At 61.6% G+C, this 23,438-nt stretch carries 18 protein-coding genes and 2 pseudogenes; 11 read left to right on the plus strand and 9 right to left on the minus strand.

What is annotated here, in order from left to right:
• Positions 1-51: 51 nt before the first annotated feature.
• The 8 genes from phaZ to QF045_RS04995 form a co-directional block, all read right to left on the minus strand.
• Positions 52-897: a poly(3-hydroxyalkanoate) depolymerase gene (gene phaZ / locus QF045_RS04960; RefSeq protein WP_306491283.1), complete on the minus strand. Its 846-nt coding sequence runs from the start codon at positions 895-897 to the stop codon at positions 52-54.
• A gap of 149 nt (positions 898-1,046) precedes the next feature.
• Positions 1,047-2,726 (minus strand): class II poly(R)-hydroxyalkanoic acid synthase, encoded by a 1,680-nt coding sequence (phaC, locus tag QF045_RS04965; RefSeq protein ID WP_306491284.1) that lies wholly within the window; start codon positions 2,724-2,726, stop codon positions 1,047-1,049.
• A 248-nt stretch (positions 2,727-2,974) separates the two neighbouring features.
• A complete protein-coding gene (locus QF045_RS04970) occupies positions 2,975-3,352 on the minus strand; it encodes a gamma-butyrobetaine hydroxylase-like domain-containing protein (protein WP_124384758.1) in 378 nt (125 codons plus the stop codon).
• 224 nt (positions 3,353-3,576) lie between these two features.
• A complete protein-coding gene (gene hslU, locus QF045_RS04975) occupies positions 3,577-4,914 on the minus strand; it encodes an ATP-dependent protease ATPase subunit HslU (protein WP_306491285.1) in 1,338 nt (445 codons plus the stop codon).
• 37 nt (positions 4,915-4,951) lie between these two features.
• The gene (gene hslV / locus QF045_RS04980) at positions 4,952-5,482 is read right to left on the minus strand and encodes an ATP-dependent protease subunit HslV (RefSeq protein WP_003171209.1); all 531 of its coding nucleotides are present in this window, start codon (positions 5,480-5,482) and stop codon (positions 4,952-4,954) included.
• A gap of 258 nt (positions 5,483-5,740) precedes the next feature.
• Positions 5,741-6,442 carry an SPOR domain-containing protein gene (locus tag QF045_RS04985; protein ID WP_306491286.1) on the minus strand — a complete coding sequence of 234 codons (702 nt, stop codon included), beginning with the start codon at positions 6,440-6,442 and terminating at the stop codon, positions 5,741-5,743.
• A 1-nt stretch (position 6,443) separates the two neighbouring features.
• Positions 6,444-8,180, minus strand: coding sequence for an arginine--tRNA ligase (argS, locus tag QF045_RS04990; protein WP_306491287.1), 1,737 nt, complete (start codon positions 8,178-8,180; stop codon positions 6,444-6,446).
• A 235-nt stretch (positions 8,181-8,415) separates the two neighbouring features.
• Positions 8,416-10,635, minus strand: a complete 2,220-nt coding sequence (locus QF045_RS04995; protein ID WP_306491288.1) for a primosomal protein N' — start codon at positions 10,633-10,635, stop codon at positions 8,416-8,418.
• Between the two features lie 244 nt (positions 10,636-10,879).
• Here QF045_RS04995 and rpmE point away from each other — a divergent pair, with 244 nt between their 5' ends.
• The 3 genes and pseudogenes from rpmE (at position 10,880) to QF045_RS05010 (ending at position 13,385) form a co-directional block, all read left to right on the plus strand.
• Complete coding sequence (rpmE, locus tag QF045_RS05000; RefSeq protein ID WP_005784030.1) at positions 10,880-11,113, plus strand: 50S ribosomal protein L31; 234 nt, start codon at positions 10,880-10,882, stop codon at positions 11,111-11,113.
• A 14-nt stretch (positions 11,114-11,127) separates the two neighbouring features.
• Positions 11,128-11,934, plus strand: coding sequence for a thermonuclease family protein (locus tag QF045_RS05005; protein WP_306491289.1), 807 nt, complete (start codon positions 11,128-11,130; stop codon positions 11,932-11,934).
• 181 nt (positions 11,935-12,115) lie between these two features.
• A pseudogene (locus tag QF045_RS05010) lies at positions 12,116-13,385 on the plus strand (malic enzyme-like NAD(P)-binding protein).
• Between the two features lie 165 nt (positions 13,386-13,550).
• Here the strand turns inward: QF045_RS05010 and QF045_RS05015 are convergent.
• Positions 13,551-16,014: pseudogene (locus QF045_RS05015) on the minus strand (penicillin-binding protein 1A).
• A gap of 51 nt (positions 16,015-16,065) precedes the next feature.
• Between QF045_RS05015 and QF045_RS05020 the strand changes: the two are divergent.
• From QF045_RS05020 to QF045_RS05055, 8 genes are all read left to right on the plus strand, one after another.
• A complete protein-coding gene (locus tag QF045_RS05020) occupies positions 16,066-16,212 on the plus strand; it encodes a hypothetical protein (RefSeq protein WP_306491290.1) in 147 nt (48 codons plus the stop codon).
• A gap of 23 nt (positions 16,213-16,235) precedes the next feature.
• Complete coding sequence (pilM, locus tag QF045_RS05025) at positions 16,236-16,892, plus strand: type IV pilus biogenesis protein PilM (RefSeq protein WP_306491291.1); 657 nt, start codon at positions 16,236-16,238, stop codon at positions 16,890-16,892.
• A complete protein-coding gene (locus QF045_RS05030; RefSeq protein WP_306491292.1) occupies positions 16,889-17,440 on the plus strand; it encodes a PilN domain-containing protein in 552 nt (183 codons plus the stop codon). Before pilM ends, QF045_RS05030 begins: the two co-directional genes overlap by 4 nt.
• The gene (locus QF045_RS05035) at positions 17,437-18,408 is read left to right on the plus strand and encodes a pilus assembly protein PilP (protein WP_306491293.1); all 972 of its coding nucleotides are present in this window, start codon (positions 17,437-17,439) and stop codon (positions 18,406-18,408) included. Before QF045_RS05030 ends, QF045_RS05035 begins: the two co-directional genes overlap by 4 nt.
• A 69-nt stretch (positions 18,409-18,477) precedes the next feature.
• A complete protein-coding gene (locus QF045_RS05040; protein WP_306494856.1) occupies positions 18,478-19,803 on the plus strand; it encodes a type IV pilus secretin PilQ in 1,326 nt (441 codons plus the stop codon).
• Between the two features lie 4 nt (positions 19,804-19,807).
• Entirely contained in the window at positions 19,808-20,326 is a 519-nt protein-coding gene (gene aroK / locus QF045_RS05045) for a shikimate kinase AroK (protein WP_003171222.1), read from the plus strand.
• Between the two features lie 125 nt (positions 20,327-20,451).
• The gene (aroB, locus tag QF045_RS05050; protein WP_124384768.1) at positions 20,452-21,552 is read left to right on the plus strand and encodes a 3-dehydroquinate synthase; all 1,101 of its coding nucleotides are present in this window, start codon (positions 20,452-20,454) and stop codon (positions 21,550-21,552) included.
• A gap of 9 nt (positions 21,553-21,561) precedes the next feature.
• Positions 21,562-23,127 (plus strand): SPOR domain-containing protein, encoded by a 1,566-nt coding sequence (locus QF045_RS05055; RefSeq protein WP_306491294.1) that lies wholly within the window; start codon positions 21,562-21,564, stop codon positions 23,125-23,127.
• Positions 23,128-23,438: the final 311 nt, after the last annotated feature.

Below are 23,438 nucleotides of genomic sequence, written 5' to 3' on the forward strand. Positions count from 1 at the left end.
CAATTCAGAACCATAGTCGGTTCCTGGCAAGTTGCGCGGCGGTGCGATCCTTCACACCGCCGGTCGCGGATGTATCACGGCGCGCAGGCGCTCTTCTTCGAGAAATTTCATGATGATCGGCGCTACGGCTTCAGCCCGGGTGATCAGGAACAAATGGCCATCGTCGATGATGTGCAACTGCGCATTGGGGATGCGCCAGGCGAGCATGCGCATGTTGACCAGCGGGATCAGCGGGTCGTCGTCCCCGGCCAGTACCAGCGTGGGCTGGCGAATTTTGTGCAGCCAATGGATGCTGGTCCAGCCCAACCCCGCGAACAGTTGCCAGTAATAGCCCAGCTTGCCGGCCGAGCGCACTTTGCTGGCATGTTCGGCGGCCAGCTTGGGGTCGCGGCGGAACGATCCGCCGTAGATCATCGGTGCTATGCGCACCACATGGGACGGCTGGATATAACGGCGCGGGCTGGCCATCAGCCACAGCACTTTTGGTTTGCCCGGCACCATCACTGCACCCGCCGCCGTGGCGGCCAGGATCAGTTTCTTGCAACGCTCCGGGTAGTCATAGGCGAACTGTTGCGCCAGTGCTCCGCCCCAGGACACGCCCACCACGCTCACTTGGCCATAATCGAGGTAATCGAGCATGCGCGCCGTGAGCTTGGCCAGGCCGGGGAAGCGATAGGGCCGGTTGGGCGTGGAGGAACCGCCCACGCCCGGCACGTCGAAGGCGATCACCTCCAGGTTCGGGTCCAAGGCCTGGACGAACGGGAACACCAGTTCCAGGTTGGCGCCGATGCCGTTGAAGATCAGCAGCGGCGTCAGGTGCGGCTTGCCCGGTCGTACCGCCGTGCGGATGGCTTGGCCGTCCAGGTCGATGGTGCGGAAGATGAACGGTTGCGGCATGTTCAAGCCCTGTGAAGTATTACAGGAGAAAGGGGGGCAACATGTGGGCGGGGGCTTGCTCCCGATGGCGGTGTATCAGTCAGCACACCTGACATTGATCCATCTCTATCGGGAGCAAGCCCCCTCCCACATTTGGACCTCATTCCAATCTACCGCTCATGCACATAAGTGCCCGGCGCCGCTTCGGCTGCGGTGTAGGTTTTATTGCCCAGAACAGTCGGCGCCTTCTTCAACTTTCCGGCCCGTTCCGCCTGCCATGCCTGCCAGTGCAGCCACCACGAATCCGTGTGCTTGGTCGCATTTTCCTGCCATTGCAGCGCATTGCCCGCCAAGCCGTCGCTGGTCTGGTAACGCGACTTGGGGTTGCCTGGCGGGTTGAGGATGCTCTGGATATGCCCGCTGCTGGACAGCACGAACTCCACCTTGCCGCCAAACAATTGCGCCGACTTGTAGCAGGACTGCCAGGGGGTGATGTGGTCATTGGTGCCGGCCAAGGAATAGATATCGGCCGTGACTTGCTTGAGGTCGATAGGCGTGCCGCACACTTCCAGGGCGTTGGCGCGCACCAGTGGGTTGTTCTTGAACAGCTCGATCAAGTCGCCATGGAAGGCGGCCGGCAGACGCGTGGTGTCGTTGTTCCAGAACAGGATGTCGAACACCGGCGGCTCGTTGCCCAGCAGGTAGTTGTTGACCCAGTAATTCCAGATCAAGTCGTTGGGTCGCATCCAGGCGAACACCTTGGCCATGTCGCGGCCTTCCAGCACGCCGGCCTGATAGGAATGGCGCTTCGCCGCTTCCAGGGTCTGTTCATCGACGAACAGCGCCACCTGGGTGTCCAGCGTGGTATCCAGCACGCTCACCAGCAACGTCAGGGCATTGACCTTCTTTTCGCCCAGCGCGGCGTAGTGGCCCAGCAGCGCGGTGCAGGTGATGCCGCCGGAGCAGGCGCCGAGCATGTTCACGTCCTTGCTGCCGGTAATCGACGTGATCACATCGACCGCTTCCTTGAGCGCCTCGATATAGGTCGACAGGCCCCACTCGCGCTGGGCCTTGGTCGGGTTGCGCCAACTGACAATAAAGGTCTGCTGCCCGTTGCGCAGGCAGAAACGCGCCAGGCTCTTATCCGGGCACAAGTCGAACACATAGAATTTGTTGATCTGCGGCGGTACCACCAGCAGCGGGCGTTCGTGCACCTGCTCGGTGATCGGCCTGTACTGGATCAGCTCCAGCACGTCATTGCGAAACACCACGGCGCCGTCGGTGGTGCCCAGGGTTTTGCCCACTTCGAAGGCGCCCATGTTGACCTGGCTCGGCATGCCGCCGTTGTGCACCATGTCCTTGGCCAGGTGGGACAGGCCATCGAGCAGGCTCTTGCCGCCGGTTTCAAAGAAGCGTTTGACCGCCGCCGGGTTGGCCGCGCTGTTGGTGGGCGCCATGGCTTCCGTCATCAGGTTGATCACGAAGTGACCACGGCTGATGTCCTGTTCCGACAGATTGCTGTCGCCGATCCAGTCGTGCAGTTCCTTGCGCCACGCCAGGTAAGTCTGCAGGTAGCGCTTGTAGAGCGGGTTCTGGCTCCAGGCCGGGTCATTGAAGCGACGGTCGTCACTCTCTGGCACCAGCGCCGATTTGCCGAACATCACGTTCTTGAGTTCCACCCCGAAATGGGCGACGTGTTTGACGCTGTGTAACGGTTGCTTGATGGCTTGGGTCAGCACCATCTTCGCCGAGGCCAGTAAATCCTTTTTGCGTAACGCGATGATCGGGTTCAGCCCCAGGGTGTTTTCCGAGGCCTGGCGTTTCAAGTCATCGTTGTTCTTGTTACTCATCTACGACGCTCCATTGTCCGAAAGACGAGTACCGGCGATTGCTGCGCACCCATTTCGATACACGACACCAGCCTGGTACTGCGACTCGGGTGACCGTTGATACCGCATCGTCAAATGCAGGGAACTTGCCAGTTCCATTGGTTACCCGAGTTTAATTTTTTTCGCAAGCGGGCCAATCATTGGCCTCGAGACAGGGCATTCAAGCAGATGAAATTAGAAAATGCCCTCTAAAGCGCAAGAAGCCTGCGCTAGAGCATCAGCCGCACGACCGACTGGTTCGGGTCGCGGGTTTTTCCGGCCGCTTTGAGCTCGGCCAGGTAATCAGCCCACAGCGCGTCCTGACGCACGGCCAACTGATAAAGGTAATCCCAGGTGAACAGTCCGCTGTCATGGCCGTCGTCGAAGGTCAATTTCAGTGCGTACTGGCCGGCCGGTTCCAGCTTGATCAACTTAACGTTGAGCTTGCCGAATTGCAGGATGGGTTTGCCGTGGCCCTGGACCTCGGCGGAAGGCGAGTGCACGCGTAGGAATTCGGCGGGCAGTTGGTAAGTTTCGTCCGGGCCGTAAGTCAGGCCAAGAGTGTTGGAGGTTTTGTGCAGGTTTACAGCGGTAGGAAATTTCGACATTGGCGATAACCCTGAAGAAACCGGCTTCAAAATGTGGGATGGGGCTTGCCCTAATGCCAGTCATTCACGACTTTTTGTAGGAGCGAGCTTGCTCGCGAAGAACGTCCAGGCAACGCGTTAATTCTGCATAAACGCGGGGGCTTTGAGTTCTTCGCGAGCAAGCTCGTTCCTACATTAGGGCTTGCCCCCCTCCCACATTCAAGCAAGGCAGTTCTGTACGAGGCTTACAGGATATACCGCGACAGGTCTTCGTTCTGCGCCAATTCGCCCAAATGGCTGTTGACGTAATCCGCGTCGATCTTGATCGCTTCGCCATTCTGCAAACCTGCCATGTCGCCCGCGCTGAACGACACTTCTTCCAGCAAGCGTTCCAGCAGGGTGTGCAGGCGACGGGCACCGATGTTCTCGGTCTTCTCGTTGACCTGCCAGGCGATCTCCGCCAGGCGCTTGATACCGTCGGCCTGGAATTCGATGCCCAAGCCCTCGGTTTTCAGCAGCTCACGGTATTGCTCGGTCAGCGAGGCATGCGGCTCGCTCAGGATGCGCTCGAAGTCGCCCGGGGTCAGCGCCTTGAGTTCCACGCGGATCGGCAGACGGCCTTGCAGCTCCGGTACCAGATCGCTTGGCTTGCTCAGGTGGAAAGCACCGGAGGCGATAAACAGGATGTGGTCGGTCTTGACCATGCCCAGCTTGGTGTTGACCGTGCAGCCCTCGATCAGCGGCAGCAGGTCGCGCTGTACACCTTCGCGAGACACATCGACACCGCCGGAATTGCCGCGCTTGGCCACCTTGTCGATCTCATCGATAAACACGATGCCATGTTGCTCGACCGCTTCCAGGGCCTTGGCCTTGAGTTCTTCCTCGTTCACCAGGCGCCCGGCTTCTTCGTCGCGCACCAGTTTCAGCGCTTCCTTCACCTTGAGCTTGCGGCTTTTCTTCTTGCCCTTGCCCATGTTGGCGAACAGGTTCTGCAACTGGCTGGTCATTTCTTCCATGCCCGGTGGCGCGGAAATATCGACGCCGGACACTTCGGCGACTTCGATCTCGATTTCCTTGTCGTCCAACTGGCCTTCACGCAGGCGCTTGCGAAACAGCTGACGGGTGTTGGAGTCGGACGACGGCGCGGCATCTTCGTTGAAACCCATGCGCGCCGGTGGCAGCAGGGCGTCGAGAATGCGTTCTTCGGCGGCGTCTTCGGCGCGGTGGCTGACCTTGGTCACTTCCTGCTCACGCAGCATTTTCAAGGCGGCATCGGCCAGGTCGCGGATGATCGATTCGACGTCGCGGCCCACGTAGCCCACTTCGGTGAACTTGGTGGCTTCGACCTTGATGAACGGGGCATTGGCCAACTTGGCCAGGCGTCGGGCAATTTCGGTTTTACCGACGCCGGTCGGGCCGATCATCAGGATGTTCTTCGGCGTTACTTCAACACGCAGTTCTTCGGGCAGTTGCATCCGGCGCCAGCGGTTGCGCAGCGCAATCGCGACGGCGCGCTTGGCATCGTCCTGGCCGATGATATGGCGATTGAGTTCATGGACGATTTCGCGGGGAGTCATGGACATAATGTTTGGCGGCCTCAAGCGGGAATAAGCCTACGGCTTACTCGGCGAGGTCCTGCTCCTCAATGGTCTGGTTATGGTTGGTGAACACGCAGATATCGCCGGCGATACCCAGGGCGGTCTCGACGATTTCACGGGCCGACAGGTCGGTTTTCTTCAACAGCGCGCTGGCCGCAGCTTGTGCATAGCCGCCACCGGAACCCATGGCGATCAGGCCATGCTCGGGTTCAACCACATCGCCGTTGCCGGTGATGATCAAGGACGCGTCTTTGTTGGCGACCGCCAGCATGGCTTCGAGGCGGCTCAGGGAGCGGTCGGTGCGCCATTCTTTGGCGAGTTCGACGGCGGCGCGCACCAAGTGGCCCTGGTGTTTTTCGAGCTGGCCTTCGAAGCGTTCAAACAGGGTGAAGGCGTCGGCGGTAGCGCCTGCGAAGCCGGCGAGTACCTGGCCGTGGTACAGGCGACGCACTTTCTTGGCGTTGCCTTTCATCACGGTATTACCCAGGGAAACCTGGCCGTCGCCGCCCATGACGACTTTGCCGTGGCGACGTACTGAAACGATGGTGGTCAAGGGGAGAGTCTCCACGCAGCGGGGCGAAAATGCCCTGATGGAAACTCATATGGGGGTGGCGAGAAGGATTTCAACCGTAGGACAGTATGGCGGACGAGTGGCGTTTACTGGTCTGACGCTCATTCCAGAACACCACAAAACCAAATGTGGGAGGGGGCTTGCCCCCGATGGCGGGCTGTCTGCCAACGAATACGTTGACTGATACACCGCTATCGGGAGCAAGCCCCCTCCCACAGTTTGATTGGCATTGAGCTTGAGTCAGCGGCTCTGGCGCTGTTGTAACAACAGGTTGCTAAAGCCCGCCCCAGCCAATTGTTTCTGCGCCACGGTCAACTGTTCGCGGTTGCTGAACGGGCCCACCAGCACGCGATACCAGGTCGCGTCCTTCACGGTGCCAGACTCCACCGTCACCGCTTGGCCCAGCAGAATGATCTGTGCCCGCACGCGATCGGCATCCGCCTGTTTCGGGAACGAGCCCGCCTGCAGGAAGAACTTGGTCACCGGGGCGGCCTTGGTCGCAGCCACCGCAGGCGCGGGCGGCGGGGTAATCCCGGCCAGCGCGGCCTGGGCGCGTGCGGTGTCGATTTTCGCCGCTTCCGCAGGCGTAACCGGCGTGGTCGGCACTTGCGGCGTCGGCAGGGTTTTCTCCGGCACAGCGTCGGGCGGCACGATCACTTCCGATTCCGGCAGCAGCGTGTAGAAATCGTACTTGGGCTTCACCGGTGCGGTCGGGCTCGGCGCAGTCTTGTTGGCCTCGGCGATTTTCGTGGCCTTCTGCTGCTCCTGTTTGACGCGCTTGACGTCATCGCCCTGGCCGGGCTCCAGCTTCATCAGAAACACCACGAATGCGCCGACCGTGAGGCCGATGGCCATCCACAGCCAGCCCGGAATCGGCTGCTTGGCCGGGGCCTGGTAACGGCTCGCGCCGCGCTTGGGTGCAGGTTTTTTCTTGGCGGCCAACTTACATGCGCTCCAGTGTTTCCAGGCCCAGCAGCTCCAGGCCTTGCTTGAGGGTCCGTCCCGCCAGTGCGGCGAGGCGCAGGCGACTTTGCTTCTGGGCTTCGTCGTCTGCGCTGAGGATCGGACAGTTCTCGTAGAAACTGGAGAACAGGCCGGCCACTTCGTACAGGTAGGTGCAGAGGATATGCGGCGTGCCTTTCTCGCCGACGCTGTTCAGCACTTCGCCGAACTGCGCCAGCTTGGCGGCCAGTTCCTGCTCATGGGGCGCGTCCAGCACGATCTGGCCTTCGACTTCGCTGAAATCCTTGCCCAGTTTGCGGAACACACCGGCCACGCGTGTGTAGGCGTAGAGCAGGTACGGCGCGGTGTTGCCTTCGAAGTTGAGCATCAGGTCGAAGTTGAAGCTGTAGTCGCTGGTGCGGTGCTTGGACAGGTCGGCGTATTTCACCGCGCCAATCCCCACCACGCGGGCAATGTTGCGCAAGTCGGCCTCGGCCAACTCGGGGTTCTTTTCCTTCACCAGGCTATAGGCGCGTTCCTGGGCTTCGGTCAGCAGGTCGATCAGCTTCACGGTGCCGCCGTCGCGGGTCTTGAACGGGCGACCATCGGCGCCGTTCATGGTGCCAAAACCCATGTGTTCCATGTGCATCGGGTGGGTGACGAAGCCGGCGCGGCGCGCCACTTCGAACACTTGCTGGAAGTGCAGGGCCTGGCGCTGGTCAACGAAATACAGCGCACGGTCGGCCTTGAGCACGCCGCTGCGGTAGCGCACGGCGGCCAGGTCGGTGGTGGCGTAGAGGTAGCCGCCATCGGCCTTGACGATGATCACCGGCAGCGGCTCGCCATCGGCGGTCTTGAATTCTTCCAGGAACACGCACTGCGCGCCGTTGCTCTCGACCAGCAGGCCCGCGGCCTTGAGGTCGTTGACCACATTGATCAAGTCGTCGTTGTAGGCGCTTTCGCCCATCACATCGGCCATGGTCAACTTGACGTTGAGCAGCTCGTAGATTTCCTGGCAGTGGGACAGCGAGATGTCGCGAAAGCGCCCCCACAATTCCAGGCATTCCTTATCGCCCGCCTGCAGCTTGACCACCAGGCTGCGCGCACGGTCGGCGAATTCTTCGGATTCGTCGAAGCGCTTCTTGGCGGCGCGGTAGAAGTTTTCCAGGTCGGACAGTTCGTTGCTGGTGATCGGGTTTTCCTGCAGGTACGCCATCAGCATGCCGAACTGGGTGCCCCAGTCGCCCACGTGGTTCTGACGGATGACGGTGTCGCCGAGAAACTCCAGCACCCGCGCCACGCCGTCGCCAATGATGGTCGAGCGCAGGTGGCCAACGTGCATCTCCTTGGCCAGGTTCGGCGCCGACAGGTCGATGACCACGCGCTGGCTGTCGCCGGCCTTGCGTGCGCCGATGTTGGCATCGGCCAGGGCCGCGTCCAGGCGCGAGGCCAGGGCCTGGGTGTTCTGGAAGAAGTTGATAAAGCCCGGACCGGCGATTTCGGCCTTGGTGACACTGCCGTCAGTCGGGAGCGCAGCGATGATTTTTTCCGCCAGGTCGCGCGGTTTCATGCCGGCCGGCTTGGACAGCATCATCGCAATGTTGCTGGCGAAGTCGCCGTGGGTCTTGTCGCGGGTGTTTTCCACCTGGATCGCCGGCGACAGGCCTTCAGGCAACACACCTTCGTTGACGAGTTGGGTGAGGGCTTGTTGGATCAGCTGGCGAATGGTGTCTTTCATGGTGTTCTCTTTCGACCGCAAGCGGCGGCGCGCGATGCGCAGGTGGAAAAACTGGGCATTATCCGTGGCGAGGGCGGGCTTGCCAACCGTTCCAGACCTGCGGAGCTGTTTAAGGCAGTTGTGCCCTTGTAGGAGCGAGCTTGCTCGCGAAAAACCCGAGGGCGCCGCGTGAAATCAGGATACCGCGTTATCGTTAACGATTTTCGCGAGCAAGCTCGCTCCTACAGGGGGTGGGTCAATATAGGTCGACCGGGTCTACATCCAGCGACCATCGCACCTGTCGCCCGCTGGGCATTTGCTCCAGGGCAAGTAACCAGCTACTTAATAATCGATGCAGCGGTGCGCGGGACGTTGCCTGCAAGAGTAGCTGAGCCCGATAGCGCCCGGCACGGCGTTCCATGGGGGCAGGCACCGGGCCGAGCAGTTCGATGCCGCTCAGACCCAGTTCGGCAAGCAAACGTTCGGCGGCGCTGCAGGCCTCGTCGAGAAAACCTTCGGCCTGGCCCGGCTTGTGCGCCTCGGCGCGCAGCAGTGCCAGGTGCGCAAACGGCGGCAGGCCGGCGGCGCGGCGTTCGCTCAGCGCCTGCTCGGCGAAGGCAAAGTAACCTTGTTCGGTCAGTTGAATCAGCAGTGGATGGTCGGCCAAGTGCGTCTGGATGATCACCCGGCCCGGCTCTTCGGCACGCCCGGCGCGGCCGGCGACCTGCACGATCAGTTGCGCCATGCGCTCGCTGGCGCGGAAGTCGCCGGAGAACAAGCCACCGTCGGCATCCAGGATCGACACCAGGGTCACCCGTGGGAAGTGATGCCCTTTGGCGAGCATCTGCGTGCCGACCAGAATGCACGGCTGGCCCTTCTGGATGGTGGCGAACAATTGGTTCATCGCGTCCTTGCGCGAGGTACTGTCACGGTCGACCCGCAGCACCGGGTAATCCGGAAACAGGATGCCCAGGCGCTCTTCGGCGCGCTCGGTGCCCGCGCCGACCGGGCGCAAGTCGACTTTGCCGCATTGCGGGCAGTGGCGCGGCACGCGCTCGACATGGCCGCAATGATGGCAGCGCAATTCGCCGTGGCGCTGGTGCACGGTCATGCGCGCATCGCAGCGCTCGCATTCGGACATCCAGCCACAGTCGTGGCACAACAGGGTCGGCGCAAAGCCACGGCGGTTGAGAAACACCAGGACCTGCTGGCCGGCGGCGAGGGTCTGGCCGATGGCTTGCTGCATCGGGCCGGAAATACCGCTGTCCAGTGGCCGGCTTTTTACGTCCAGGCGCAGGAAACGCGGTTGTTTGGCGCCACCTGCGCGCTCATTCAGGCGCAGCAGCCCATAACGACCGGTGTAGGCGTTATGCAGGCTTTCCAGGGAGGGCGTCGCCGAACCCAACACAATCGGTATGTCTTCCTGGCGTGCGCGCACCAGCGCCAGGTCGCGGGCGTGGTAACGCAGGCCTTCCTGCTGTTTATAGGAGCCGTCGTGCTCTTCGTCGATGATGATCAGCCCCGGATTTTTCATCGGCGTGAACAGCGCCGAGCGGGTGCCGATAATAATGTCGGCCTCGCCGTCCCGCGCCGCCAGCCACGACTCCAGGCGCTCACGGTCGTTGACCGCCGAGTGCACCAGGGCGATGCGCGCGTTGAAGCGCTGTTCGAAACGCGCCAGGGTTTGCGGGCCGAGGTTGATCTCCGGGATCAGCACCAGCGCCTGTTTGCCGGCTTGCAGGGTTTCGCGGATCAACTGCAAATAGACTTCGGTCTTGCCGCTGCCGGTGACGCCCGCCAGCAGGAACGCATGGAAGCTGTCGAACCCGGCGCGGATCGCTTCATACGCGGCGCGTTGTTCAGGATTCAGCGGCAGCTCCGGTTGCGCCAGCCAGTGTTCGTGACGTGGGTCGGGGGCATGCTTGCGGATTTCCACCTGCACCAGGCCTTTGGCGAGCAGCAGGTCGAGGCTGTCCTTGCTCAGCATCAGCTTGCTCAACAGCTGATGGGCGACGCCATGGGGATGCTGCGCCAGGGTTGCCAGGGCTTCACGCTGGCGTGGGGCGCGAGCGATACGTGGGTCATCGAGGCGGGCGCCGGGCGTCATCGACCAGAAACGCTCCTGGCGCGCTTCGGCCAGTTCGCCCTGGCGCAGCAGCACCGGCAAGGCCCAGCTCAAGGTGTCGCCGAGGCTGTGCTGGTAGTACTGCGCGGTCCACAGGCACAGCTTGAACAACGCGGGCGGCAGCGGCGGTGTGGCGTCGAGGATGGCGATGGCCGGCTTGAGCTTTTCGGCGGGCACTTCGCTGTGGTCGGTGACTTCCACAAGGATGCCGATCATTTCCCGGCGCCCGAATGGCACGCGCACGCGCATGCCGGGCTGCAACTGCGCATGCGACACACCGGCCGGGGCACGGTAATCGAACAGGCGGCGCAGGGGCGAGGGCAGGGCTAGGCGCAAAATGGCGTCGGGCACGCGGGGAGTCTCATATGAAAACAGGCGGTGGTGCAGGGGCGGGAGACTAGCAGACCGGTGGTGCGGGTGTCCCGTCTCTGGCACGTCACCTCAACAGTGGAGTGCCCGGTTTTCTGATGAAAGGGAGTTTTCAGTCGTCACAGCCGCTTGCGCGAATACAAAGGTCTGGTAGAATCCGCGGCCTAATTACGTGCGGTATTCGACAATAGTGTCGAGTGGCGGCACGCTAGCCCGAGGAAGTGCCATGAAAGCCGATATCCATCCAGCGTACGAAACCATCGAAGTAACCTGCAGCTGCGGCAACAAGTTCGAAACTCGCTCGAACCTGTGCAAGCCACTGGGTACTGACGTATGCAACGAGTGCCACCCGTTCTACACCGGTAAGCAGAAAACTCTGGACACCGGCGGCCGTGTACAGCGCTTCGCAGATCGCTTTGGTGCTTTCGGCAAGAAGCCTGCTGCTACTCCAGCAGAGTAAGGCGCAAAAGCCTTATGGGCTTTTACCCGCTGTTGAAAAAGGCGTCCCTTGTGGGCGCCTTTTTTGTGCCTGGGATTTGGCTCTGCGCCGCCCAGGCCCAGGCATTCTGCGCCGCGCCGACATCGGTGACGCGCGTAGAGGTTCAGCGCGTGGTGGATGGCGACACCGTGCGCCTCACCGATGGCCGCAGCGTGCGCATGATCGGTCTCAACGCCCCGGAGACCGGCAAGAAGGGGCGTGCTGACGAGCCATTCGCCGTCGCTGCTCGCCAGCGGTTGCAGGCTTTGGTAGAGGCCAGTGAGGGGCGCGTCGGCTTGGTGTCGGGCCGCGAGGCCAAGGATCGCTATGGGCGAACCCTGGCACACCTCTACGGCGCCGACGGCGAAAATCTGGAAGCGCGATTGTTGGCCGAGGGCCTGGGCTTTCAGGTGGGCGTCGCGCCCAACGTCGACCTCGTGTCCTGCCAGCAGGCCGCTGAAAACACTGCGCGGCGGGCCAGGTTGGGCCTGTGGCGGCAGTGGCCGGTGCAATCGGTGACCCAGATCAAGCAATCCGGCTTCGCCTTGATCAGTGGCCGGGTCAGCAAGATCGAACGCAATCGCGGCGCAATCTGGATCGAATTGCAGGGTTCAGTGGTATTGCGCATTGCACCCGATCTGGTCCGTCAATTCGACGCTGACCTGCTCAGTGGTCTGCAAGGCAAGACAATCGAGGCGCGTGGCTGGGTGCAGGATCGCTCGCGGCGTGGTGCGCTGAAAGGTGGCCAGGCACGTTGGCTGTTGCCGATCACTGCCCCGGGAATGCTCACAACTACGATTTAATAAAAAATTGTAGACATTTTTTTAGTCGATTGTGAACAGTCAATCCCTTGTATCCCGTGGCTTTAGACTAAAGTACGCCGCCGCAGGGCCTTGACACCTGTGACTGACCAGTCTTGTAGGGGCTTTACGACACGCGTATCCTCGGCGGTCCGTCGACCAACAGTAAAAGCGGAATGCCAATATGTCTGATTTGAAAACTGCCGCTCTCGAATATCATGCCAATCCTCGTCCAGGAAAGCTGAGTGTAGAGCTCACCAAAGCCACTGCCACCGCCCGCGATCTTTCGCTGGCCTATAGCCCTGGCGTTGCCGAGCCCGTACGTGAAATCGCCCGCGACCCTGAGCTGGCGTACAAGTACACCGGTAAAGGCAACCTGGTTGCAGTGATTTCTGATGGCACCGCGATCCTGGGTCTGGGTAACCTCGGCCCATTGGCTTCCAAGCCGGTCATGGAAGGCAAGGGCGTGCTGTTCAAGCGCTTTGCTGGCATCGACGTTTTCGACATCGAAGTCGACTCCGAAAGCCCGCAGGCCTTCATCGACACCGTCAAGCGCATCTCCATCACCTTCGGTGGCATCAACCTGGAAGACATCAAGGCACCTGAGTGCTTCGAGATCGAAAAGGCTCTGATCGAGCAGTGCGACATCCCGGTATTCCACGATGACCAGCATGGCACCGCAATCGTTACTGCGGCCGGCATGATCAACGCGCTGGAAATCGCTGGCAAAACCCTTGCCGAGGCGAAAATCGTCTGCCTGGGCGCGGGCGCCGCCGCTATTTCCTGCATGAAGCTGATCATCAGCATGGGCGCCAAGCTGGAAAACATCTACATGGTCGACAGCAAGGGCGTGATCCAGTCCGAGCGTACCGACCTGAACCAGTACAAGGCGATGTTCGCCCACCCGTCCTCCAAGCGCACCCTGGCTGATGCCCTGGACGGTGCCGACGTGTTCGTCGGCCTGTCCGGCCCGAACCTGCTGAGCGCTGAAGGCCTGAAGTCGATGGCGCCGAACCCGATCGTGTTCGCCTGCTCCAACCCGGACCCGGAAATCTCGCCGGAACTGGCCCACGCCACCCGCAGCGACGTGATCATGGCCACCGGCCGTTCGGACTACCCGAACCAGGTCAACAACGTACTGGGCTTCCCGTTCATCTTCCGTGGTGCCCTGGACGTTCGCGCTAAGCGCATCAACGAAGAAATGAAAGTAGCGGCCGCCAACGCCCTGCGTGAAACTGGCCAAGCTGCCGGTGCCGCAGGATGTATGCGACGCTTACGGTGGCGCCAAGCTGGAATTCGGTCGTGAGTACATCATTCCCAAGCCAATGGATAAGCGCCTGATCACCCTGATCTCCGATGCCGTGGCCAAGGCTGCAATCGAGACCGGTGTGGCAACCCTGCCGTATCCGAAGAACTACCCGCTGCAAAGCGTGGATGATGTGTTCAACGGCTAAGCCGTTGTAACGCACCAACAAAAAGCCCCGGCTCTTGCGAGTCGGGGCTTTTTTGTATCTGATCGTTCCCACGCGTGGGAACGAGCCTCAAGTTTCAAGCCTCAAGCTTAAGAGCGGCGCGTCGCAGCCCTTTCTTGTCGCTTGTAGCTGACCGCTTATCGCTCTCTAAAAGAGATCAATCGGCGCACCTTCATCCGCCGGCAGCGGGCTGCCCGGCACTACGCCATTGCCCAGCTCGTTGACCGATGGCGGCGTGTCTTCGCTCTTGAACAGCTCGAAGGTAGGCGTTCGGCGTGCTTGGCGAGGCGGCGCGGCCACTGACCGGGTCGATGCGCAGGCTGAGAATGCCTTCCGGTTCCGGCTGGGTGTGCAGCGGCTTGTCCTTCAGGGCCGCGCCCATGTAGCTCATCCAGATCGGCAGCGCGACGGTGCCGCCAAACTCGCGACGGCCCAGGCTTTCGGGCTGGTCGTAACCGGTCCACACCGTCGTCACGTAGTCGCCGTTGTAACCGGAGAACCAGGCATCCTTGGATTCGTTGGTGGTACCGGTCTTGCCGGCGATGTCCGCGCGGCCCAGAGCCAGTGCACGCCGGCCGGTACCCTTCTTGATCACGTCCTGCAGGATGCTGTTGAGAATATAGGTGGTGCGACCATCCACGATGCGCTCAGCCACCGCCGGTGCCTGTGGTTCGGTCGATGCGGGCGCGCTTGCGGCAGGCGTCGTGCCCGGCGTCGGCTCGATGGTGATGCCACCGTTGCTCGGTGCGGCGAGGCCATCGGTTGCCGCCATGCCATTGACCACATCGCCCGGTACGCGTGGCGGGTTGGCGGTGAACAGCGTGTCGCCATTGCGGCTTTCGATCTTGTCGATCAGGTAGGGCGAGATCTTGTAACCGCCGTTGGCAAAGGTACTCCAGCCGGTGGCGATTTCCATTGGCGTGAGGGTCGCGGTGCCCAGGGCCAGGGACAGGTTCGGCGGCAGGTCAGACTTGGCGAAGCCAAAGCGGGTCATGTAGTCGATGGTCTTGCCCACGCCCATCGCCTGCAGCAGGCGGATCGACACCAGGTTGCGCGACTTGTACAGCGCCTCGCGAATGCGGATGGGGCCGAGGAAGGTGTTGGTGTCGTTCTTCGGGCGCCAGACCTTGTCCAGGTACTCATCGACAAACACGATCGGTGCGTCGTTTACCAGGCTCGCAGCGGTGTAGCCGTTATCCAGTGCGGCGCTGTAGATGAACGGTTTGAAGCTCGAACCCGGCTGGCGCTTGGCCTGGATGGCGCGGTTGTAGTTGCTCTGCTCAAAGGCGAAGCCGCCGACCAGCGAACGGATCGCACCATTTTGCGGGTCAAGGGACACCAGGGCGCCCTGGGCGACCGGTACCTGGCTGAATTTCAGGCTGTCATCCGCCTGGCGCTGCACGCGGATCAAGTCACCCACCTGCGCCACGTCGGACGGCTGCTTGGGCATCGGGCCCATGCTGTTGGTATTCAGGAACGGGCGCGCCCATTTCATGCTGTCCCATGCCACATGCGCTTCGCCGGTACGGGTCAGTACTTGCACGCCGTCCTTCTGCACCTGGGTGACGATGGCCGGTTCCAGGCCGCTGATGGAGCGCTGTTTGCCCAACTCGGTGGTCCAGGCGCTCAGGGTCTTGCCCGGCAGGCGCGATTCAGGGCCGCGATAGCCGTGGCGCTGGTCATAGGTGATCAGGCCGGAGTGCAGCGAATTGTTGGCAATTTCCTGCAGGTTGCTCGGAACGGTCGTAGTGACACGGAAACCTTCGGTGTAGGCCTCGCTGCCATACCGGCCGACCATCTCGGCACGGGCCATTTCGGCGATGTAGGGCGCGTTCACTTCCGGCGTAGGCACGTGGTAGCTGGCGTTCAACGGCTCGGCCACGGCGCTCTCGTAAGCGGCCTGGTCGATCTTGCCGAGCTTGTACATGCGCCCCAGGATCCAGTCGCGACGCTCCTTGCTGCGCGCCGGGTTGGCCAGGGGGTTGAAGCGCGAAGGTGCCTTGGGCAGGCCGGCAATCATCGCCATCTGCGCCAGGCTGGCGTCGCGAATCGACTTGCCGTAGTACACCTGGGAAGCCGCCTCGATACCGTAGGCGCGGTTGCCCAGGTAGATCTTGTTGACGTAGAGCTCGAGGATTTCGTCCTTGGTCAACTGACGTTCGATCTGCAGTGCCAGCAGGATCTCGGTGGCCTTGCGCGAAAAACTGCGCTCGCTGGTGAGGAAGAAGTTCTTCGCCACCTGCATGGTGATGGTGCTGCCGCCGGATTGAATGTGTCCGCTTTTTACCAACTGCGTGGCTGCACGCACCAGGCTGCTGGGGTCGACACCGTAGTGGTTGGCGAAGTTATCGTCTTCGGCCGACAGCAATGCGCTGATGAAATTGGGTGGAATGTCGGCGAAACGGATCGGGGTGCGGCGCATTTCGCCGAACTCCGCGATCAGTTTTTCATCGCTGCTGTAGACCCGCAAAGGAATCTGCAACTGGATACTTCTGAGGGCCTCTACGGAGGGCAAACCCGGACTAAGGTAGAGGTAGGCCCCGCTGAGTACGAGCAGCAGCCCGCAGACGATCGCGACAATGGAGTACCCGAAAAACTTCAGCAGACGAATCAAGGCTTTTGGATTTCCAGAGAAAAGAAAGAGTTACGCGTCGGGGCATGCATGGCAAACGATGGATCGACCCGGGCAGCAGATAAAAAGCGGGAAAAAACGCTGGGCATTAAAGCATTTTTCGCCTTCGGGCGTCATTGGCGCGGCTCAAACAAGTCGACCGAATGCACGCTGCCCGGCGGCAATCAGGCGGTATGACAGGCAAAGCTTTAGGGAGTTTTATGGGAAAGGGATTTTTCAGGCGAAAACTCGACGTCGTTCTCGGCGTTGACATCAACGATCAGGGGATCAGGCTGGTCGAACTGGGCCGTTCGGCGCAGGGTTTCAGCATTCAGGGGTATGCCACCCAGGGATTGCCGGCGCATACGGTGGTCGATGGCACGTTGCTTGACCTGGAAGGGGTGGGGCGCACGCTGCGCCAGGCGTTATCCGGGCTGCACAGTGGAGCCAGGAGTGCGGCCGTGGCGGTGTCGGGCCCTTCAGTGATTACTCGGGTGGTGGACATGGACGCGAACCTCAGCGATGAAGAAATGGCTTGGCAGATACAGATGGAGGCCGACCAGTACATTCCTTACCCTTTGGACGAAGTTGCCCTGGATTTTCAGGTGCGCGGACCGTCACCTCATGGAGCCGGGCGGGTCGAGGTATTGCTGGCGGCATGCTTGCTTGAGCAGGTCGAGGCCCGCGAGGCGGTATTGGCCCTGGCCGGGCTGGTGGCACGGGTGGTGGATGTCGAAGCGTTTGCATTAGAGCGCGCTTGCCGTCAGGATTTTGCCAGCTTCACGCCGGGTCATCGAGTCGATGGCGCACAATGGGCCGCCGATGCCCAAGGGATGGGAGTGGCTTGCGGGTTGGCCCTGAGGAGTTTCGCTGGATGACACGAATCAATCTTTTGCCCTGGCGCCGGATGCTGGCGCAGCGGCGCCGCAAATATTTCCTGGCGCTGTTGCTGGCGTTTGCCTGCCTGGCGCTCGCGGCGGTGTGGCTGGCGGATCAGGTGATCGACCAGGCGATAGACCGGCAGGTCACCCGCAACGTCCGCCTGGGCGGGGAAGTCGCGGTACAAGACGCGCGAATCAAGACCATCGACGATCTGCAGGAGCGAAGCCAGCAATTGGCCCAACGCATGAAGGTTGTGCAGGACCTGCACGACGCCCGCTCTTCCGGCGCCCGGCTCTTCGACCAATTGGCTCGCGCGATGCCCGACGGGGTCCACCTGCACGAAGTGGTCGCGAGTGGGGATACCCTCAGCATTCGCGGCAGTGCAGACAGCAACCAGGATATCGCCCAGTTGATGCGCCGGTTGGAGGCCTCGCAAGGCGGCCACTCCGCACGGCTCGAGCGTGTCCGGGCCGAGGGTGAGCGCGGCGATCATGAGTTTCAGCTGATGGTGCGTCAGGGGGAAACTATCGAGGCTCACCCATGAGCCTGCCCAGGCTCGACTTTTCCGCACTCTCCCACAACGCTGCAACATGGCCCTGGCCTGGAAGGGCTCTGCTTAGCTGCGCGCTCGCCGGCCTGGTGCTGTTGGTAGGCGAGGTGTTGTACCTGGGGCCTTCGCGGGAGCGATTGCACGGGTTCGAGGCGCGGGAACAGGTGCTGCAGCAGCAGTTTGACGAAAAAGCCGGCGTGGCCGCCGAGCTTGAGGCTCACACCGAGCGAGTCAGGTTGATGGAAGAGGCTGTGGCGGACCTTCAAGGGCAGTTGCACGGCGAGTCCGCAGTGCCGGCCTTGCTTGAAGACATCGCACGGCTGGCGGTTGCCAAAGGCGTTTGGGTCGAGAACGTCGAGGTGCTGGAGGAGGCGTCGCTGCTGTTCCATGTCGAGCAGCCCTTGAAGATGGGCGCGACCGGGGCGTATCACGACTTGGCGGCGTTCGTCAGTGCCCTTGGCGGCTTGCGGCGCATCGTCACGGTGCATGACCTGGCGCTGCGGCCTGAGGGTGCCCTGTTACGTCTTGAACTGCTGGCCAAGACCTATCGAGGCACGGCCCAGGCAAGCAAAGCGTCCCAGACAGTCGTCCCGACCCCGCGCTTTGTCTATGACTCATCCTCCCTGCGCGACCCGTTCCAAATGCTGGCCTTGCAACCGGATCACACACCTGGGCGGCCAGTGCTTGCACCGGATCTCACTCGGCCCCGCGGGCCGCTGGAGAGCATTGCCACCGACCAGTTCAACATGGTCGGTACGCTGTCGGGCGGTGGGCAGACCTTCGCGTTGTTGCGTGCCGGATCGACGGTGCATCGGCTGGCGGTCGGTGATTACCTGGGGCCGGATCATGGCCAGGTCCTGTCCATTCAGGACGGGCATGTCGAACTGGTCGAGCGCTTTCCCGATGAACAGGGCCTCTGGCTGGAGCGTCCTAGAACACTGGTGCTGAACGTCAACTCATAACGGAATCAAACAATGAAAAGGATTTTCTCGTCCTTCGGTGTGGCGCTATGGATAGCGTTCACGGCGCCGATGGCTGCTGCTGTACCCAATCGCGTCGACCTGATCCACCTGCCGCCGCCCGTAAGCCCACCTGCGGTGGGTTACACGGGCGACAAGCTGAGCCTTAATTTCCAGAACATCGCGTTGCGCGCGGCATTGCAGCAGATCGCCGACGTCGCAGGCCTCAACCTGGTGGCCGGTGACGAAGTGCAAGGCGCGATCACCCTACGGCTCAAGGATGTGCCCTGGGATCAGGCGCTGGACTTGGTATTACAAGCCAAGGGCCTGGACAAGCGGGTCAAGGCCGGCGTATTGCTGGTTGCTCCCGCTGATGAATTGGCCGCTCGCGAGCTGCTGACGCTGGAGGCGCGCAAGCAATTGGCTGATCTGGCGCCGTTACGCCGGGAGTTGCTGCAGGTCAATTACGCCAAGGCAGCCGACCTCGCCAAGCTGTTCCAGTCAGTGACCGGCTTTGAAGGCGCGACCGACGAGCGCGGCTCGGTGGCGGTAGACGATCGCACCAACAACATCATTGCCTATCAGACCAGTGAGCGGCTGGAAGAACTGCGGCGGATCGTGGCGCAGTTGGACGTGCCGGTGCGCCAAGTGATGATCGAGGCGCGCATCGTCGAGGCCAATGTCGATTACGACAAAAGCCTGGGGGTGCGCTGGGGCGGGCGGCTTGATCGCGGCAATTGGGGCGCCGGCGGGATCCCCAAGCCCCAGGCGGACGGTACTCAGCCCCCCGAGAACTCACCCAGCTCACCCTTTGTCGACCTGGGTTCGCTGACCGGCACCTCTGGCCTGGGGCTCGCCTTTATCACCAACAACCTGCTGCTCGACCTCGAACTGACCGCCATGGAAAAATCCGGCAACGGCGAAATCGTCTCACAGCCCAAGGTTGTCACCTCTGACAAGGAAACCGCGCGCATCCTCAAGGGCACCGAGATTCCCTACCAGGAATCCACGTCCCAGGGCGCGACCTCGGTGTCGTTCAAGGAAGCCTCGCTGTCACTGGAGGTCACGCCGCAGATCACACCCGATGACCATGTGATCATGGAGGTCAGGGTCACCAAGGACGAGCCCGACTACCTGAACAAGCTCAACGACGTTCCGCCGATCAAGAAAAACGAGGTCAACGCCAAGGTCCTGGTCAAGGACGGCGAGACCATTGTCATCGGCGGGGTTTTCTCCACTACCCAAAGCAAAGTGCTAGATAAAGTGCCATTTTTGGGCGATGTGCCGTATCTTGGCCGCCTTTTCCGGCGCGATGTGCGGGCGGAGAAAAAATCCGAGCTGCTGGTGTTCCTGACTCCGCGTATCATGAATAACCAGGCGATTGCTGTGAGTCGTTGATTCTGTGCGAAATTTGATTCTTGTAGGGCCGATGGGCGCTGGAAAAAGCACCATCGGCCGTTTGCTGGCCAAAGAGCTGCGCCTGCCATTCAAAGATTCCGACAAGGAAATTGAATTGCGCACGGGTGCCAATATCCCATGGATCTTCGATAAGGAAGGCGAACTGGGCTTTCGCGACCGCGAGCAGGCGATGATTGCCGAGCTGTGCGGTTGCGATGGCGTGGTATTGGCCACCGGCGGCGGCGCGGTGATGCGCGATGAAAACCGTCGCGCGCTGCATGCCGGTGGACGGGTCGTCTATCTGCACGCCTCGGTCGAGCAGCAGGTGGGTCGCACCGCCCGTGATCGCAATCGTCCGTTGCTGCGCACGGCCAATCCGGAAAAAACCCTGCGCGACCTGCTTGCGCTGCGCGATCCGCTTTATCGAGAAATCGCCGATCTGGTGGTGGAAACCGATGAACGGCCGCCTCGAATGGTGGTGCTCGATATTCTTGAGCGCCTGCAACGGTTACCACCCCGTTAAAGCCTGGCCGCAAATGCGCTATTCTCGGCGGCGCGCCATGACCTTGCGGGGTATGGCGTAGAGCCATTAGGCAGCGTCTGACCCAGGCGTTACCGGTCGTCAAAATATCTTCAACGCGGGGACACATGCAGACACTTAAGGTCGATCTAGGCGAGCGCAGCTACCCGATCCATATTGGCGAAGGTCTGTTGGACCAGCCTGAGCTGCTCGCACCGCATATTGCCGGTCGGCAAGTGGCGATCATCTCCAATGAAACGGTGGCGCCGCTGTATCTGGAGCGCCTGAGCCGCAGCCTGGCAGCGTACTCGGTGATCTCGGTGATCCTGCCCGACGGCGAAGCCCACAAGAACTGGGAAACCCTGCAACTGATTTTCGATGGCCTGCTGACCGCACGGCATGACCGCCGCACCACGGTGGTCGCCCTGGGCGGCGGTGTGATCGGCGACATGGCCGGCTTCGCGGCTGCCTGCTACCAGCGTGGCGTGGACTTTATCCAGGTGCCGACCACGTTGCTGTCCCAGGTCGATTCGTCGGTGGGCGGCAAGACCGGCATCAATCACCCGCTGGGCAAGAACATGGTTGGCGCGTTCTATCAGCCGCAGGCCGTGCTGATCGACACCGCGACCCTTAACACCTTGCCGCCCCGCGAGCTGTCGGCGGGCCTGGCCGAAGTCATCAAGTACGGGCTGATCTGCGATGAGCCCTTCCTGACCTGGCTCGAGGAACACATGGACGCCTTGCGCGCCCTTGACCAGGTGGCACTCACCGAGGCGATTTCCCGCTCATGTGCGGCCAAGGCGCTGGTGGTGAATGCCGACGAACGGGAGTCCGGTGTACGGGCTACCCTGAACCTGGGCCACACCTTCGGCCATGCGATCGAAACGCACATGGGCTATGGTGTGTGGCTGCATGGGGAAGCCGTAGCGGCTGGCACCGTGATGGCGCTGGAGATGTCGCAGCGCCTGGGCTGGATCAGTGCCCAGGAGCGTGATCGCGGTATCCGTCTGTTCCAGCGCGCCGGTTTGCCGGTGATCCCGCCGTCTGAAATGACCGAGGCGGATTTCCTGGAACACATGGCAATAGACAAGAAAGTGATCGACGGTCGACTGCGCCTGGTGCTGTTGCGCCACATGGGCGAAGCAGTGGTGACCGACGATTATCCGAAAGAGATTCTACAGGCCACGCTGGGAGCGGATTACCGCGCCCTGGCCCAGCTCAAAGGTTAATAAGACCCGATGACTAGTTTGCATGCCGACGAGGCGTTCCTCGGCCATTACCACCTGAGCCACGACCCTTTCGCGCCTCGGGTGCCAGGTTTCAAATTCTTCCCTGCCCAGCGCAAGCCGGTGTTGGGGCAATTGCACCACCTCGCGCGCTACAGCCAGTTGCTGCTGGTGGTCACGGGGCCGTTGGGCAGCGGCAAGACCTTGCTGCGCCAGGCGCTGGTCGCCAGCACCAACAAGCAATCGGTGCAGAGCGTGGTGGTCTCGGCCCGTGGTGCCGGTGATGCGGCCGGCGTATTGCGCCAGGTGGCGCAGGCGCTGGACGTCGCCAACGCTGAGCCTAACGCGATCCTCAAGCAGGTGGTGCAACTGGGCCTGACCGGCCAGGAAGTCTATCTGCTGGTGGATGATGCCGAGCAGCTCGACGAGTCCGCCCTGGAAGCACTGTTGGCGCTGGCCGCGGGTACGCCGGAAGGTCGTCCCCATGTGTTCCTGTTTGGCGAGTCGTCGTTGATCGCCGATCTGGAGCAGATCAGCGGTGAGCAAGAGCTGTTCCACGTCATCGAATTGCAGCCGTACGAAGAAGAAGAGACCCGCGAATACCTGGCGCAGCGCCTCGAAGGTGCCGGGGCCGGTATCGAACTTTTCTCCGCTGCGCAGATCTCTGATATTCACGAAAGCTCCGATGGCTGGCCTGGCAACATCAATCAGGTTGCCCGCGATGCAATGATCGAAGCCATGATTGCCAGCCGCTCCGCGGTCAAGCGTCCAAAGATGGGGTTCACTATGCCTAAGAAGCACGTATTGGCTATTTCCGCCGTTGTCGTGGTCGCTGTTGCCGCCGCCTGGTTGATCCCAGGTCGCAGCAAGGCACCGACAACCGCCGGCGCGCCAACCGAACAGGCGCAGTTGCCACTGGGCAAACCCACGCCAAATGTCGAATTCGCCAACTCCGGCCAACCGACCAACCTGCCGATGGTCGGCCAACCTGTGATGCGCGGCCCGCTGGCTGAAGAAGCCGGTGGCATCTCCGAAGGCGACGACGGCGTGCCGGTGGAAGGCTCCAGCGCCACGCCACCGACCGTCACCACCACCGCGCCGCCTGCGGGCGTGCCTGCCGGTACGCCAGCGACGCCGGTTGCCCCCGTTGCGCCAGTCGCCAAGCCGACCCCCGCGCCAACGGTCGCCACGGCCAAGCCAGCACCGGTCGCCAAGCCCGCTCCAGCGCCAACACCGGCGGCCAAGCCTGCTGAAAAACCTGCGGCCACCGTTGCCAAGGCCGGTGCTGCTGGCAGCAGCTGGTACAGCAGCCAGCCTACCGGTAACTTCGTGGTGCAGATCCTCGGCACCAGCTCCGAGGCCAATGCCCAGGCGTTCGTCAAGGAGCAGGGCGGCCAGTACCGTTATTTCAAGAAAGTACTCAATGGCAAGCCGCTGTATGTGATCACTTACGGCAGCTTCCCAAGCCGCGCCGCAGCCGATTCCGCCATCAAGGCCTTGCCAGCGAAGGTTCAGGCTGGTAAACCTTGGCCTCGCACTGTTGCCAGCGTTCAACAAGAACTGGCAACAACTCGCTGAAGATCCGGCGGCCTTACCCAGGCCGCCCTCCCGGCACCTCAAAAAAACTACAACAGCGTGCAGCCCTGAAGGCCGCGCGCTTTGTGGTGTCTGCGTCATAGTAGCTTTTGAGTCGTAGCGGTCAGAATTAAAAAAGTTTTGACTAGCACAGCATATCGCTTTAAACCTTTCATAAATGCGACATAGATTTGCGACATTTCGTCGCTAAATTTGTGAGCGTCTGTGTCGGTGTGTACAATGACCTCCCTTTTGCCCCCGCTAAGCCGGCGTACGTTCGGCGTGGAAGGTAACCGGTTGAATTGAAAAGAAAT

The sequence above is a fragment of the Pseudomonas sp. W4I3 genome, assembly GCF_030816195.1.
In the GTDB taxonomy this organism is placed as follows: domain Bacteria; phylum Pseudomonadota; class Gammaproteobacteria; order Pseudomonadales; family Pseudomonadaceae; genus Aquipseudomonas.

Bases quoted from the DNA above. Each gene is read 5' to 3' on its own strand.
- QF045_RS05020 (WP_306491290.1), top strand. From the start codon at position 16,066: ATGGCAAACGATGGATCGACCCGGGCAGCAGATAAAAAGCGGGAAAAA.
- argS (WP_306491287.1), bottom strand. From the start codon at position 8,180: ATGAAAGACACCATTCGCCAGCTGATCCAACAAGCCCTCACCCAACTC.
- QF045_RS05030 (WP_306491292.1), top strand. From the start codon at position 16,889: ATGACACGAATCAATCTTTTGCCCTGGCGCCGGATGCTGGCGCAGCGG.
- QF045_RS05040 (WP_306494856.1), top strand. From the start codon at position 18,478: ATGGCTGCTGCTGTACCCAATCGCGTCGACCTGATCCACCTGCCGCCG.
- rpmE (WP_005784030.1), top strand. From the start codon at position 10,880: ATGAAAGCCGATATCCATCCAGCGTACGAAACCATCGAAGTAACCTGC.
- QF045_RS05005 (WP_306491289.1), top strand. From the start codon at position 11,128: ATGGGCTTTTACCCGCTGTTGAAAAAGGCGTCCCTTGTGGGCGCCTTT.
- pilM (WP_306491291.1), top strand. From the start codon at position 16,236: ATGGGAAAGGGATTTTTCAGGCGAAAACTCGACGTCGTTCTCGGCGTT.
- phaZ (WP_306491283.1), bottom strand. From the start codon at position 897: ATGCCGCAACCGTTCATCTTCCGCACCATCGACCTGGACGGCCAAGCC.
- QF045_RS04970 (WP_124384758.1), bottom strand. From the start codon at position 3,352: ATGTCGAAATTTCCTACCGCTGTAAACCTGCACAAAACCTCCAACACT.
- QF045_RS05055 (WP_306491294.1), top strand. From the start codon at position 21,562: ATGACTAGTTTGCATGCCGACGAGGCGTTCCTCGGCCATTACCACCTG.
- hslU (WP_306491285.1), bottom strand. From the start codon at position 4,914: ATGTCCATGACTCCCCGCGAAATCGTCCATGAACTCAATCGCCATATC.
- aroB (WP_124384768.1), top strand. From the start codon at position 20,452: ATGCAGACACTTAAGGTCGATCTAGGCGAGCGCAGCTACCCGATCCAT.
- QF045_RS05035 (WP_306491293.1), top strand. From the start codon at position 17,437: ATGAGCCTGCCCAGGCTCGACTTTTCCGCACTCTCCCACAACGCTGCA.
- phaC (WP_306491284.1), bottom strand. From the start codon at position 2,726: ATGAGTAACAAGAACAACGATGACTTGAAACGCCAGGCCTCGGAAAAC.